Below are 15,311 nucleotides of genomic sequence, written 5' to 3'. Positions count from 1 at the left end.
AACGGAATAACCCGACATGTTGCCTGAAGTCACTCAATTCGAAGACACCGTCACGCTGGTCAGCGACACCGGCATCCAGTTCATGGATTTCGCCCTGCGCCTGGATCCCCGCAAGGAGCCGGCGGGCGAGTTCGCGCCGATGATCAGCGGGCTGATCTGCCGCCTGGCGTACAACGAAGAGAAAGACTTCTTTTTCTACGAGCCCGAACCGGAAAAGGTCGAAAAAGCCAAGCCTGCGTTCAGCGTCGACATGAAAAGCAGCCTCGATTTGCTCGACGGTATCTGGCTGCCGACCCCGTTTTTCCGCTTCATGCCACCGCATCGCTTCGACGAAGGTCCGACCAACTGGTCGCGCATGCGCCTGGTGAAACTGGCGACTCCCGACATCGACGGCAACACCCACCGCCTGACGATGGCGTTCGACAGCCGTGTGATGCCCAAGCGTGACGGCACTGCCTATCTGGCGCCAAACGAAGAAGACATCAGCTCCGGCGTGTCTTTCAAACTGGCGACCAAGGCTAGCGAAACCCGTTGGTTCCTGGCACAGCCGTGGGTCAACGAGTGGTTGCTGGAAGTGTTCAATGAGGGCAATGCCCACCGTTCGCGCGCAGAGTTGGACATCGATATCCGTGCCAACCATCACCTGGCGCACTACCTCAACTTGCTCAGCCTGTTGAGCAAACCGTCAGCCGCCCAGCAATCGAAAGCCCGTGCGAAAGTTGAAATCCCCGAGCTGAAAGTAGTGGCCAACGACAGCAATGGCCTGATCAAACCGATTCCGGTGGACCTGGTGCTGGACGTCGGCAATTCGCGCACCTGCGGCATTCTGATCGAAAACCACGGTCAGGCCGGCTCCGGGCTGAAGCAGAACTACGTGCTGGAACTGCGCGACCTGATCACCCCCGAACACACCTACAACCTGCCGTTCGAAAGCCGCGTGGAATTCGCCCAGGCGTATTTCGGCAAGGACCACTGCTCGGTCAAGAGCGGTCGTCACGATGCGTTCCAGTGGGCGACGATTGCCCGCGTCGGCAATGAGGCCAGTCGTCTGGCCAGTCGTCGTCGCGGTACTGAAGGCTCCACTGGCCTGTCCAGCCCGAAACGTTATCTTTGGGACGAAAACGCCTATGGTCACGGCTGGCGTTTCAACTGCTCGTACATCAAGACTGATAACGAGCCGTATGCCACCGCCGCGCCGTTCTCGCACCTGATCAACGAAACCGGCGAGGCGCTTTACAGCCTCGAAGAAGACGATCGTCTGCCAGTGTTCATGCCGCGTTATTCACGCAGCTCGCTAATGACCTTCATGCTCGCCGAAGTACTGGCCCAGGCGCTGTCGCAAATCAACAGCCCGGCCCAGCGCTCGCGCCAGGGTCACACCCGCGTGCCGCGCCAGCTCAACAGTATTACCCTCACCGTGCCGCCGGGCATGCCGCAGGCCGAGCGCAGCATCCTCAACGAGCGCATGCTCCAAGCCATCGGTCTGGTGTGGAAAAGCCTCGGCTGGCATGCCGGCGAGGAAGATCCACATCAGGATCAGGCCGTCAGCCCGCGCACGCCGATCCCGAGCATCCGCGTGGAATGGGACGAAGCGTCCTGCGGCCAGTTGGTGTACCTGTACACCGAGGTCAATGAGAACTTCGCCGGTCACCCGGAAGAGTTTTTTGACACCATCGCCCGGCCGGACAAAGCCGACCGCCAACGCATCACCCTCGCAACCATCGACATCGGCGGTGGCACCACCGACCTGGTGATCACCGACTATCGCCTCGACCGCGCGGGCAATACCGGCAGCGGCAGCAACGTGCACATCGTGCCCGAGCAGCGTTTTCGCGATGGTTTCAAAGTGGCCGGCGACGACATCCTGCTGGACGTGATTCAGGACTTCATCCTGCCGAGTTTCGAAAAAGCCTTGCAGAACGCCGGCGTGAAGGCCCCGAACTCATTGATGTCACGGCTGTGTGGCGATGAATCGGTCAGTGCCCAGGACATGATCCTGCGTCAGCAACTGAACCTCCAGGTGTTTGCCCCGCTGGGCCTGGCGCTGCTCAAGGCGTACGAGCATTACGATCCGCAGGTCCCGCAACAAGTCATCCCGCAAAGCTACCGCCAATTGCTCGGTGACAACGCAATCAGCCAGACCGTACTCGACTACGTCAATGTCGCCGTGCGTCGCGATGTCGGCGCACAGAGCGGTTTCGACCTGTATGCCGCGCCGATCAGCTTCGACCTGCAAAAGCTCCACGCCGCGTTCCTCAACGACCAGATCAACATCACCAAAATCCTGGGTGCGCTGTGTGAAGTAGTCGCGCATTACCCGTGTGATGTCTTGCTGCTGACCGGCCGCCCTTCGCGTCTGCCCGGCATCCAGGCGTTCATTCGCAAGGTGTTGCCACTGCCACCGGGACGCATTCTGGCGCTGCAAAACTACCGCACCGGCGGCTGGTATCCGTTTCACAGGAACGGCCGGATCGACGACCCGAAAAGCACCGCCTCTGTGGGCGCCATGCTTTGCCTGTTGTGCGCCAACCACAGCGTGCCAAACTTTTACTTCCGGGCATCGGCGCTCAAGCCGTATTCGACGGTCAAGCACATCGGCGTCATCGACCTGAACAACGTGATCAAGGATGCCGACGTGCTGTACCGCGACATCCAGTCCGAAGACTACAAAATCAAGTTACCGGAAATCGGCGTTGGCGACGCCGCCGACACGCCACAGCTGGAAATGCGCGGCGATCTGCGCCTCGGTTTCCGCCAGTTGGCCACTGAACGCTGGGCCGCTTCGCCGTTGTATACCTTGCGGTTCACCAAGGCGGGTCGGGAGAAGTTTTCCCGGGCAATCGGTGAAAACGGCAGCGCGCCGCTGCTCAAGGTGCGGTTCGAGGTCAAACCGGCGGACAAATACACGCGCAAGCAGGATCTGGTCAGCGACCGCCTCTCGGTTCGCGACATCGAATCCAACAGTAACAACGTCAACTTCAACCCGCGCAGCGACCTCGAGCTGGAACTCAACACCATGCTCGACGCCGGCCTGAGCGAGACCAAGTACTGGCTCGACAGTGGAAGTGTGAAACGCAAATGAATGACCTGACCCCCGATCAAACTCAGCTCTCTGCCAGTTGGGCCGCTGTTTATGAAGGCGCCGGTCAGGCGCTGGACTGGATTGGCCAGACACGCGTCAATGCACCGCGCCTGGACAGCGAAGCCGACAACCTGAACATCCGCCTGCACCGTGCCCGCAACCTGGCCAAAAGCCTCGGTCGCGTGGCCTGCACGCCGATGACCATTGGCTTTTTCGGCTTGTCCCAGGCGGGTAAGTCCTACCTGATTTCGGCCCTCGCCGCCGGTCAGAACGGCAAGCTGGAAACCGAGTTCGGCGACCAGCGCCTGGACTTCATCAAGCACATCAACCCGGTGGGTGGTGGCAAGGAAGCCACTGGCCTGGTAACGCGCTTCAGCCGTCGGGCGAAGGAAAGTCAGGACAAGGACTTCCCGGTAGAACTCACGCTGTTCAAGGAAATCGAGCTGGCGAAGATTCTCGCCAACGCCTGGTTCAAGGATTTCGACCTTGAACGGATTTCCTACGAGATCGACGAAGAGCGCATCCAGCGCGTGCTCAAACCGTTCGAAGGCCGCGAAACCGGACCGCTGCAAACGGGGGTCAACGCCGACGATCTGGTGTCGCTGTGGGATTACCTGCGCGACAACTTCCGCAACTCGGTGAAGAAACTTGAGCACCTGTACTGGCCCAAAGCGTTGCAATTGGCGCCACGCCTGAATTACCAGGAACGGGCCGAGCTGTTTTCGATTCTCTGGGGTGAGCAAAGCGAGTTGACGCGCGTGTACCAGCAACTGGCCGGCGCGCTGCACAAGCTGGGTCTGCCCGAGACCGTGTTCGCACCGTTGAAGGCCTTGGTGAGTTTCGACAACGACACCTACAGCCAGCGCGACAGCATCATGAACGTCGACATCCTCGAACGCTTCGGTAGCCCGCTGGACTTGCCGATCGATGTTCGACCGCTGGTGGGCGATCGCCTGCAAAACAGCCAGGCCATTGCGGTCGCGCAACTGGCGGCACTGACCGCCGAAATGACCTTCCGCCTGATCGAAGCGCCGGTAGATGACATCGTCAATCAGGTCGACCTGCTGGATTTCCCCGGTTATCGCGGGCGCCAGAAACTGCACGAGATCGCCGATTCCAACGACCCGCAGTCCACCGCCAAGGACAACTCCGTTTCCCAGCTGATCCTGCGCGGTAAGGTCGCCTACCTGTTCGAACGCTACACCGACAACCAGGAAATGAACGCACTGGTGGTCTGCACAAGCTCGACCAAGCAAAGCGACGTCAACGATGTGGGCCCGGTGCTGACCCGCTGGATCGAAAAAACCCAGGGCGCCGACTCGGCCGCTCGCAGCAAGCGCGATACCGGCCTGATCTGGGCGCTGACCATGCTTGACCTGCGCATTACCAACTCCCTGAGCCTTACACCTGATCAGTACGACGAGAGCTGGAACGGCATGGTCAAGTTGACCATGCTGGAGCGTTTCGGCAGCCTGAGCTGGATGAACGACTGGGCCGGCACGCCGTTCCAGAACACCTATCTGGTGCGCAAACCGCGTATGGACGCGGCGTTCATCGGACAAGACGCGACCGGTGCGGAAACCGGTCTCAATGCCCTCTATCAGGAGCGTGTCAGCGCGCTGGGCACCAGCTTCGCCAGCAACGCGCTGGTGTGCAAACACATCAAGGACCCGGCCAACGCCTGGACAGAAATGCTGCGCAACGATGACGGTGGCATCAGCCACTTCAGCGGCAGTTTCAAAGGCGTGGCCAATATCGAATTCAAATTGCAGCGTATCCGCGAGCAATTGGGCGAATGCCTCGAAGGCCTGACCACTCACGGCCTGAGCACCTGGTACCACGCTGACGACGACAGCGCCGCAGCCGCCAAGAAAGCCAAGGCGCAAATGATTTTGACAGGCCTGGGCCGTCGCCCGGCGGTACTTGGCGAATTGATCGATCAACTCGACATGCCGAGCGAAGAGGTGCGCGACCTGTACCTCAGCGGGGTGTACGAAACTGATGACGAGCCCGCCGTAACCGACGAACCGGTCGCCCCGACGCCAAGCCAGAGCCTATACGGCAACGACGCCGGTTTTGACTTCGATTTCGGTGACGACCTGAGCCCCGACAGCACGCCGGCGAGTAACAAAATCGGCACCCCGGCGCCCGAACTGCAAAGCAATGAGCATCGTTTCGCCAAAGCAGCCTTCAAGGCCTGGATCGCCCACCTGCGTGAACTGACCACCCGGCAAAGCCTGCTCAACCTGCTGGGGCTGGAAAAGGCCTTGCTGGAAGCGGTAGTCGATGAACTGATCACCGCCGGCTATCGCCAGGACTTGCCGGGGCAACTGAGCCGCGCCGTCCTCAAGCGAGCACAAAGTGGCGCGCGGCGCGATCAACTGGTCGAACGCCAGGTACTGGAAGTGCAGCGCGTGCTGCGCGATTTCGTGTCCTGGTTCGGCTACCTCCAGAAACCGGTGAACGAGCGCCCGAACAGCCGCACCGGAGCCAAGGCGCCTTTGTTTTCGTTCTACACCGACATTGGCCCGGGACAAGTGCCCGAACTGCCGGCGCAACCGTCGAATCAGGCGCAACGGTACCTGGGCGACTGGCTCTCGGGCCTGGCCTACATCACGCAGGACAATGCCGGCCATGGTGCCGGACGTGAAATAACCCCTGAACAGAACGAACGGCTGGGCCAAGTGCTCACAGCCTTTGCAGCGAGATAAGCAATGCCAATTCGTGTCGACCTGCTCGCGTTAGAGCCCAATGTGCCTGGCCAGGCCCGCCTCACTGTGAAGAAGTGGCAGGGTAGCGAGGAACAGCTGGAGTTTTCCATTCAGCGCAACCAGGACGGTTTTTACCTCCAGGACCACAAGGCGTGGAGCAACAATCCATTCTGGTTCAAGGTCTCGCGTTTCAACCTCACCGCCAACGGCGAAGCGTTGGAAACGCAGGTCGGCCCGAGCGTGATCGACCCCCTGCTGGAAGGCAGTGCCAACTCGCAATTCCAAATCGAACTGCGCGAACAGAGCCTGGGCCACACTGACAAAGGCGTGGTTCGACCAGGCGTCGGCTTGCTGCCGTCCACGGCCGGCGGCCAGACACGCTCGACTTACGGCGGTGCCGAACTGACGGCGCCGAGCGAACCGGCACCGGAGGTTCCGGAGATCCCGGATCTACCTGAATTGACCCTGTCCACCATCGAGCCAGAAGTGGAATTGGAGTCGGTACTCACCGAGCCTGCCTACACACCGCCTCCGGCCCCGGTGAAGAAAAGCAACAAAGGCCTGATCGGACTATTGATTGTGGTGTTGCTGCTTGCGGCAGGCGCAGGATTCTGGTTCTACAAACGTCCCCCGGCCCCTGCAGTTGCAGCCACTGCCGCCGTACCAGCCGGCGCCGACGCTCAAGCCTGCACCCTCGACAGCATGAACAGCCTGCCCGAGTTGACCTTCGTCCAGACCTGCATCAAGGCAGCACCCGACAGTGCCAAGTTGCTGGAAATCATTAACCAGGCCAAGGCTGGCAAACACTGCGGCGTTGCCCAGCGCCTGTACGCCAACCGTGCCCAGGCCGGTGACGCGCTGATCGCCAACGCCTATGCCCGTGAATACGACCCTAAATACCTGAAGGCCAGCGAGTGCTTCCCGGCCGCGGACAACGCCACCGCCGCCTACTGGTATGAAACCATCCTCACCCAGGACCCGAACAACGCCGAAGCCAAGCAGCGCTTCGAGGAGTTGCAGAAGTGATGCGTTCGCCCCTGAGTCGATTCCTGCTGAGCGGTGCCGCCTTGCTCGCGCTGTGCATCAGCCCGCTGTCCCAGGCCGATGACAAACCGCTGATTCAGGCTGGTAAAAAAACCCTGTTCCAGCGCGTGCTGACCACGCCGGGCTGCAAAATCAGCCCGACGGCGGGCGGTGCCGAAGGTGACGCACAACCGGTCTTCAGCCGCTTCTATGTGTACGAGCGCGCCCAGGCAAACAACGCCGAGTGGCTGAAAGTCGGCCCCGACAGCTACGGCAAAACCATTGGCTGGCTGCCTGCCAGCTGCACCACCGACTGGAAGATGCAACTGACGCTTGCCTTCACCAACCCGGCCAACCGCGACCGGCTGCTGTTCTTCAAGGACCGCGCCACCGTCGAAGGCATCCTTGATGCACCGGACCCGGTCAGCAAAGTCGCGCCGCTGCGGGCCACGCTGAAAAAGGGCCAGCAGGCACCGGGCGTACTGGCTGAAGAACCGGAATACTTCGTCGACCTGCAAAAGCAGTTCTACCTGCTGCCGGTGCTCAGTGGCGAAGAAGTCATGACCGAAAGCGGTTTCCGCACGCGACTGCTCAACGTCGCCTCCGTCAGCAAGCCGGATGACAAGAACGCCAAGGGCGGTGCTGCAAACAACGCTGCCGGCAGCAAGGAGGCCGAAGAGAAAAAGGCCAACCAGCTGAAGGAATTCAGTGCGGCCGTGGTATTTGTCATCGACTCGACGATTTCGATGGACCCCTACATCGACCGCACCCGCGAGGCGATCCGCAAGGTATATCAGAAGATCGAAGCGCAGAATCTTGGCAAGCAGGTCAAGTTCGGCCTGGTGGCTTTCCGCTCCAACACCCAGGCGGTACCGGGGCTGGAATACACCACCAAGATGTACGCCGACCCGACTCAGGTGAAAGACAGCGCCGACTTTTTCGCCAAGATCGCTGACCTCAAACAGGCCACCGTGTCGAGCAGCAGCTTCGATGAAGACTCGTTTGCCGGCGTCATGGAGAGCATCGACAAGGTCGACTGGAGCCAGTTCGGCGCACGCTACGTGGTGCTGATCACGGATGCGGGCGCCATCGAAGGCGACGACAAGCTGTCGAAGACCGGTTTGAGCGCCGCGCAGGTGCGTATCGAAGCCGCCAACCCGGGCGTGGCGATTTACACCTTGCACCTGAAAACCCCGGCCGGGGCCAAGGACCACGCCAAGGCCGAGGCGCAGTACCAGAACCTGTCGACCTACCCGGGCACCAACACCTCGCTGTACTACCCGGTGAACGCTGGCGACGTGCAGGAATTCGGTCGAAAGGTCGACGCACTGGCCGGGGCGATCACTACACAGGTCAAAGCCGCCTATATGGGAGAAGACGCCATCGGCAGTGCGGCGAACGCCAAACAGGACCCGGCCGAGAAAAAGATGCTCGAAGACGCGGCGCTGATCGGCCACGCCATGCAACTCGCCTATCTCGGCGAGAAGACCAACAGCAAAGCCCCGCCAGTATTCAAGGCATGGATCACCGACCGCGACCTGATCAAGCAGAACATCCCGACCACCGACGTGCGGGTGCTGTTGACCAAGTCACAGCTCAGCGACTTGAGCGACGTGATGAAGCAGATTCTCGATGCCGCCAACGAAGGCCTGATTTCGCCGACGGAAATGTTCGATCGCCTGCGCTCGGTGGCGGCGACCATGGGCGCCGATCCCAATCAGCTCAAACAGAACAGCAAGGCCAAACTGGCGGACATGGGCGTCCTCGGCGAATACCTCGAAGACCTGCCCTATCAGAGTGAAGTGCTGAACCTGGATGAAGAGACCTGGAAGAGCTGGGATGGTCTGGCACAAGAGAAATTCATCCGCACGCTGAACACCAAACTGCGGCATTACCAGCGTTACAACGCCGATGTAGACCGTTGGGTCGCTTTAGCCAAAGACAGCGATGCGCGGGACAACGTCTACCCCGTGCCACTGGAAATGATGCCTTAAAGAGACGCAGATGCTCGATATCAAGAACCTGCTGGTGCGCCGTGGTGAAGGCGCACACGCCCATAACGTGCGGCTGCCGCACTTGCAGGTCGGCGCCGGGGAAATCCTCGCCATCACCGGCGAGAGCGGCAGCGGCAAAAGCACGTTGCTCGAAGCCATCGGCCTGTTGCTCGCGCCGGTGGAACTCGAGCGCTTTCGGCTGGGCCCGACGCACGCTCAGGATATCGCCCAACTGCTGGCCACTGACGACCAGCCGGCGCTCGCAGCGGTGCGTTCACGGCACTTGGGATTCATTTTGCAGAGCGGCGGCTTGCTGCCGTTCCTGAGTGTGCGTGACAACATCAGCCTGCCGCGCCGTTTGCTCGGGATGCCTGCAAAAAGCGATCACATCGACCACGCCGTTGACGTATTGCGCCTGCAAGGGTTGCTGGATAAACAACCTCAGGCCTTGTCGATCGGCGAACGCCAGCGCGTTGCTTGCGTGCGGGCAATTGCCCATGAACCGCTGCTGCTGTTGGCCGACGAGCCGACCGCCGCGCTCGACCCTCACGGTGCCCGGCGCTTGTTCGAGTTGCTCCTGAGCCTGGTGTCGAGCATGGGCCTGAGTGCGCTCGTTGTGTCCCATGACTGGGTTTTGTTGAAGGATTTCGGCTTGCCGCGACTCGGTGCTATCAGCCATCAGGGGGAGACTCTGTTTGAACCGATGGACTGATCGCTTGCGCCTGCTGGGCTCACTGGCGCTGCGAGACCTCTGGCACGACCGCAAGGTCTCGCTGTGCATCGCCGCCTCCCTGGTGGCGGTGATCGCGCCGTTGTTGTTGCTGTTCGGGCTCAAACACGGGGTGGTCAGCCAACTGCAGGACGAACTGCTGCGCGACCCGCGCAACCTTGAAGTGAAAATGCTCAGCAACGGCAACTACGACACGGCCTGGATCGAGCGTTTGCGCCAGCGCCCCGAGACCGGTTTTGCCCTCGGCCAGACCCGCTCGCTCAATACCCAGGCTGACCTGCTGATGGGCATGCAACGGTTTGTCGAAGGTGCGGAAATCATCGCCACCGAATCGGGCGACCCACAACTGAACCTGGCGTCACTCAACCCCGTCGGCAATCAAGTGATCCTCAGCGCCAGCGCAGCGCAACGCTTGCAGGCCAAGGCCGGCGACAGCGTGCAGCTGCGGGCCTTGCGACGTCTGGAAGGTGTCAATGAACGCGGCGAGATGACGCTGACGGTACTGGCCGTGCTCGACGGTGCCCGCTTCGGTCGCGCTGCCGGGTTTGTCGCCCCGCCGCTGCTGCTGGATCTGGAGCGCTTTCGCGACGGTTATCAGGTCAGTGAGTTCGGTGTGATCACCGGCAAGCCTCCGGGTAATCTACAACCGTTGTACGCCCGCGCCCGCGTGTATGCGCGCGACATCGATCAGGTCGCGCCGCTGGAACACTGGCTCAACGAACAACACATCGAAACGTCGAGCCGACTGGCCGACATCGACAACGTCAAAGCCATCAACCACGTGCTGGGGCTGATCTTCGGTGTGATCGCCATGGCGGCGCTGATCGGCTGTGTGGCGTCGATGGTCGGCGCGTTCCTGGCCAACATTGATCGCAAACGCAAAAGCCTGGCGGTCTTGCGTCTGCTGGGTTTCAAACGCAGGGCCGTAGGCGGTTTCGTGGTCCTGCAAGCGCTATTGCTGAGCCTGGTTGGCTACGTTGGCGGCCTGGGGTTTTATGCCGTGGGCAGTCATTTGTTCAACTACCTGCTCGGCAGCAGCCAGGCCACCGGCACCTTCGTTTGCCACATCACTGTTTGGCATGGCCTGGCCGCCCTGCTCCTGACCTTTTTGGTCGCTGCACTGGTGGCCGCGATCGGCGCCTTGCGAGCCATCAACATCCAACCTGCGGAGAGTCTGCGTGAGCTATAAACGTTTTGGCTTGCTGTTACCCCTGAGCCTCGGCTACTTGCTCGACGCCTCGGCGGCAGGCTGGGAAGAGAAGTATTACAACCCGATGCCCGTGGCTGGCGACGTCGTGCTGCCGATGCCCTGCGAAGGCTCGATGGTGTTCCGCAAGGTGTTTATTCCGGTCGCCGGTCCGCTGGATGACTACCCAATCAACATCGGTCAGGACGGCGCGGAATACGGCTATGTCGAACAGACCCGTCCAACCTTTATCGCCGGCAGTTTCACCGGGGCCAAGAACGACAAATCCCGCTACTACCTGATGGCCAAGTACGAGATGAGTCAACTGCAATACGCCGCACTGACCGAAGCAACCTGCCCCACCGCCACCACCAATATGCGCTTGCCGCAAACGGCGGTGAGCTGGGTGCAAGCCATCGAAGCCGCCGACAAGTACAACCTGTGGCTGCGCAAAAACGCCACCGGCAAGCTGCCCAAGGAAGACGGGGCGCAAGGCTTCCTGCGCCTGCCGACCGAAGTCGAGTGGGAGTTCGCCGCGCGCGGCGGGCTGGAAGTCGGTGCCGCTGAATTCCGCGACACGCACTACCCGATGCCAGAAGGCATAAACGCCTACGAGTGGTTTGCCGGGGCGCAATCGTCCAACGGCAAAGTGCAATTGACGGGTCTGCAAAAGCCCAATCCGCTGGGCCTGCATGACATGCTCGGTAACGTCGACGAAATGATGTTTGAGCCGTTTCGCCTGAACAAACTCGACCGCCAGCACGGTCAGGCCGGCGGTTACGTCGTCCGTGGCGGCAACTACCTGACCGCGCAGGCCGACCTGCGTACGGCATTGCGTAAGGAGGAGCCGTATTACAACGCCGAAGGCCAGGTAAAAAACAAAACCACCGGCCTGCGACTGGTGCTGGTCTCCCCGACCCTCACCTCTCGCGAACGGGTCGCCAGCATCGAAAGCAGCTGGAAGAAACTCGGCACCGGCAGCAAGGAAACCGAATCCGCCGACAAAGGCACCGTACAATCCCTGAACAGCCTCGCTTCAGGCGTCGAAGACAAAGCGCTCAAGGAAAAACTCCAGGCCCTGGAGAACCAACTGCGCGCCAGTAACCAGCAGCAGGAAGAAACCCGCGACCAGGCGATCCGCGCCAGCCTCAACCTGGGTGCGTTCCTGTGTACCAAGATGCTCGACGACGGCCAGTACGTGGACTTCCTGCAAAAGAACTACAAGCTTAACTGCGAAAGCGCAGACAAAGATGCCAGTTGTGACATGCGTAAAGGCAAGCTCGACGAGCAAAAGGATCGCCTGCACAAACTCAGCCGTTACTACGCCAGCAGCCTGGTGGAATCGGCTACCTTGTACGGCCAGCCACTGCTTGAAACGCAAGTCCCGGTGATGGAAGAAATCATCACCCGCAACAAACAGCTGCAAGACCTCAAACCTTACTTGCGCACCCACTGGGCCAATCAGAAGGCGTTCCTGCAAAAGCAGAAAATCGACACTGAAGCCTGGCTGACCAGCTGCAAAACCGTCACTCAATAACAATGCGTCAACACCGTTACGTAGGAGTTTCACCATGTCGCGCAGCCTTTGGACTCGCTTCAAGCTACAGATCGCTTTCGTAGTCGCCAGCAGCCTGCTAATGAGCGGTTGCGCCAACACTGGCAGCTCCATGCTGGGCGAAGGCGAAAGCGAAGGCGGCGGTGCCGACCCGCGCCTGACCCAGGGCAATGACGCAGAGTTCTTCAGCAAGTCCGGTTACCAGGCCTGCGCCGTCGGCGCCGGTGTCGGCATCCTCGCTTGCGCACTGTCTAACAGCAACAACAAAACCGTGTGCGTCATCGCCGCCGGTATTACCGCGTGTGGCGTGGCCATGGGCGCGAACTATTACCTGGATCAACGTCGCGCCGAATACGCCGACACCACCACCCGCCTGGCGAAGATGAACAGCGACGTCGAACAAGACACGCAGAACGTGATCGCCCGGACTGCGACCGCTCAGCAAGTGATCAATGATGACCATGCGCAAATTGCCCAGATCAAAAAGGACATTGCCAACAAGAAAGTCGACAGGAGCAGGGCTCAGGCGCAAATCGCCGGGATCGATTCGGACATCGCGCGACTGCGTAAAGACCTGGCCAACATGCGTACCAAAGTCACCGAGTACAGCAAAGTGGCGGACGCCGAGCGTTCACAAGGCTCCAGCGCCGAGATCAGGCAAGTGGAGATGAACATTCAAAGAATGAACCAGAAAGTCGTCAGCCTGCAGAAGGAAGTCGACGCTCTGTACAGCCAACGCTCCGCAATCACCCTGGGTTAAGCCTATGACGCCAAGACAACTGATGCTCATCACTGCCGTCCTGGCCCTGAGCGGTTGCGCGAGCCAGCCCGGCGAATGCGATGCGACCAATCGCGACAGCAGCATGCTGACCAAGATGAACTGCGACTACTCCGGTGGTTACAGCGATCAGGTCAAGCAGAAGGAACTGGCACTGAGCGAGTCCCGGCAGCAAAACGCAATGTTCCGCCAGGTGTACGAGAACATTCAGGCCCAGCAGCTCAGCACCAAGACTGATCTGGCCAGCCAGCAGAAAGCCCAGGCGGCGTTGAATCAGTCGCTGGCGCAACTGCTGACCTCGCTCAAGGCCCGGCGTGGCAATGAAGCCCAGGTGCAGAAGCAGATTGCCGACCTCGAGAAACAGCTCAAGGCTTCGCAAGCGGCGCCAACGACCAAATCAACGCCCGCGACGCTGGCGGCCAAGCAGCAAGAGCTGAAAACATTGCAGAAGAAGGTCAACCAGCTGCAATTCAGCCTCGGCTACGAAGAGTAACTTTTCACCCTGCAAGCATCCCGATGGATGCCTGCACTTTTTCAGGAATCGTCGTCATGCAGCGGGTCATCAGGGATGCGCAAGCCACATCGGAGGGGATGAGTGCACTGCAAGCCAAAGTCGCCCTCATCCAGAAACACTTTCCGCCGACCGTCGCCAGCCTGTTTGCCATCCCGCGGATGGGCAGCGGCGACGTGATGGAGTGGTGGACCGAACTGGGTGGCCAACCCACGCCTTATGCCGATCTCAATGAGGACGCGCGACGACGTTTGCTGGAAACCTATGAAGTGCGTCAGACGTCCCTCGGACAGCTGGCGGATGAACTGCAAAAACGCGGTCAATCGACAGAAGCGGATGACCTGCGCAGCCTGCTTGGCACGCCTGAGCTGGACAAACTCTACAGCCTCAACGGTGAGCCTTTGGTGGTGCGCTGGAACCAGCGTCCGCCCAAACCGATCGTGCCGCCGGTGGTGCCGGTCGCGCCCGTGCTGCCGCCGTCGCGTCGAGGCTGGTGGATCGCGGCGGCCTTGCTCGCGCTGCTGTTGCTGCTCCTGGCGCTCTGGCTCTGGTGGTTCCTGCACCGTGAGCCGGTTGTCGTGGCGCCACCTGTGGCACCTGTGGCGCCGGTGGTTGCGCCGGTTGAGAAACCGGTTGAGCCTGCCCCCGCGCCTGTCGTGGAGCCGGAACCGAAACCTGTTCCGGCACCCGAACCCAAGCCAGAACCGGTACCGGAGCCCAAGCCGGTCCCGCCACCAAAACCGGCACCGGCACCTGAACCCAAGCCGACTCCGCCCCCCAAACCGGCTCCACCACCAAAACCGGTAGTGGCTGCCCCGCCACCAACCCCGACATTGGACAACTTCGCATGCCGCAAAACAGCGCCGAAGTCAGAGGTTCCGCAGTTCGTGGTGGTGCTCGACACTTCGGGCTCCATGGATTTGAACATCAAGTCAGTGAAAGCCGACGAGGACTGGTTCTACGGTCCTGACATCAACAAACTCCTGGACCCGAACCGCACCATGCGGCTTACCGCCAGACCCAGCCGCATGGACATCGCCAAGGACTCGCTGGCCGGCATGATCAACGGGCTGGACCCGAAGATCGACACACGCCTGATCACCTTCGCCGGCTGCGAAAGAACACCGGACCAGGGTCTGTTCAAGTTCGGCGACCGCCCGCGGTTGATCAACGGAATTCGAGGCCTGGTTCCCGACGACGGAACACCGCTGGCCGACAGCCTGGCCCACGCGGCGAGTACCGTCGACGGGCGCAATAACGATGCGGTTATCGTGATGTTCGTCGACGGTGAAGACGGTTGCGGGCAGGACGTTTGCGCGGTATCCCGTCGAATCGCCAGGGAACAACCGCGCCTGCGGGTCAACGTGGTGAAAATCGGTGCTGGCGGCCCGTCACGCTGTATCGCTGAAAACACCGGAGGTCGGGTTTACAACAGCACCAATGCGGCTGAGTTGGGCAACCTGTTGAAACAGGCGAGCAAGGAAGTATCCAGCAGTACCAAGTGCGACTAACTTGGGATTGATCCTGAATTGAGCTGGCCCTATTCGCGAGCAGGCTCGCTCCCACAGGGTTTGTGTCGATCATAAATGCAAGTGTGGGAGCTCACTTAACCGAGAGGCACTTAGAGTCATTTGCGACCGACCGAGATTCCTGTACCGCATTGCCCTCCAAAGTAGGGGGCGTGGGTTCGAATCCCGCCTGGTTGCACCATACGCAAGAACGAGAAAGCCCCAGACCGCAA

10 protein-coding genes are annotated in these 15,311 nt (G+C 60.6%); all 10 read left to right on the top strand.

Annotated elements, in window-relative coordinates; translation table 11 throughout:
- Positions 1 to 16 precede the first annotated feature (16 nt).
- From LAB08_RS00865 to LAB08_RS00820, 10 genes are read left to right on the top strand one after another with little or no spacing between them, the layout of a single operon-like run.
- On the top strand, positions 17 to 3,082 hold the full coding sequence (locus tag LAB08_RS00865) for a virulence factor SrfB (RefSeq protein ID WP_096513971.1): 3,066 nt from the start codon (positions 17 to 19) through the stop codon (positions 3,080 to 3,082).
- Complete coding sequence (locus LAB08_RS00860; protein WP_096513972.1) at positions 3,079 to 5,793, top strand: putative virulence factor; 2,715 nt, start codon at positions 3,079 to 3,081, stop codon at positions 5,791 to 5,793. Before LAB08_RS00865 ends, LAB08_RS00860 begins: the two co-directional genes overlap by 4 nt.
- Before the next feature lie 3 nt (positions 5,794 to 5,796).
- On the top strand, positions 5,797 to 6,819 hold the full coding sequence (locus tag LAB08_RS00855; RefSeq protein ID WP_096513973.1) for a hypothetical protein: 1,023 nt from the start codon (positions 5,797 to 5,799) through the stop codon (positions 6,817 to 6,819).
- Complete coding sequence (locus LAB08_RS00850) at positions 6,819 to 8,810, top strand: vWA domain-containing protein (protein ID WP_172901637.1); 1,992 nt, start codon at positions 6,819 to 6,821, stop codon at positions 8,808 to 8,810. Before LAB08_RS00855 ends, LAB08_RS00850 begins: the two co-directional genes overlap by 1 nt.
- Before the next feature lie 10 nt (positions 8,811 to 8,820).
- On the top strand, positions 8,821 to 9,522 hold the full coding sequence (locus LAB08_RS00845; RefSeq protein ID WP_096513974.1) for an ABC transporter ATP-binding protein: 702 nt from the start codon (positions 8,821 to 8,823) through the stop codon (positions 9,520 to 9,522).
- Positions 9,506 to 10,729, top strand: a complete 1,224-nt coding sequence (locus tag LAB08_RS00840; protein WP_096513975.1) for an ABC transporter permease — start codon at positions 9,506 to 9,508, stop codon at positions 10,727 to 10,729. The genes LAB08_RS00845 and LAB08_RS00840 overlap by 17 nt, the downstream gene beginning before the upstream one ends.
- Positions 10,719 to 12,263 carry an SUMF1/EgtB/PvdO family nonheme iron enzyme gene (locus LAB08_RS00835; protein WP_096513976.1) on the top strand — a complete coding sequence of 515 codons (1,545 nt, stop codon included), beginning with the start codon at positions 10,719 to 10,721 and terminating at the stop codon, positions 12,261 to 12,263. The genes LAB08_RS00840 and LAB08_RS00835 overlap by 11 nt, the downstream gene beginning before the upstream one ends.
- 34 nt (positions 12,264 to 12,297) lie before the next feature.
- A complete protein-coding gene (locus LAB08_RS00830) occupies positions 12,298 to 13,041 on the top strand; it encodes a hypothetical protein (RefSeq protein ID WP_096513977.1) in 744 nt (247 codons plus the stop codon).
- 4 nt (positions 13,042 to 13,045) lie between these two features.
- Entirely contained in the window at positions 13,046 to 13,552 is a 507-nt protein-coding gene (locus tag LAB08_RS00825; protein ID WP_096513978.1) for a hypothetical protein, read from the top strand.
- 56 nt (positions 13,553 to 13,608) lie between these two features.
- Positions 13,609 to 15,081, top strand: coding sequence for a vWA domain-containing protein (locus LAB08_RS00820; RefSeq protein WP_096513979.1), 1,473 nt, complete (start codon positions 13,609 to 13,611; stop codon positions 15,079 to 15,081).
- Positions 15,082 to 15,311 lie beyond the last annotated feature (230 nt).

It is taken from the genome of Pseudomonas izuensis (assembly GCF_002356535.2).
GTDB classification, from domain to species: Bacteria; Pseudomonadota; Gammaproteobacteria; order Pseudomonadales; family Pseudomonadaceae; genus Aquipseudomonas; species Aquipseudomonas izuensis.
The sequence above is the reverse complement of the archived record's forward strand: the minus strand, read 5'-3'. Positions and strand labels throughout refer to the sequence as shown.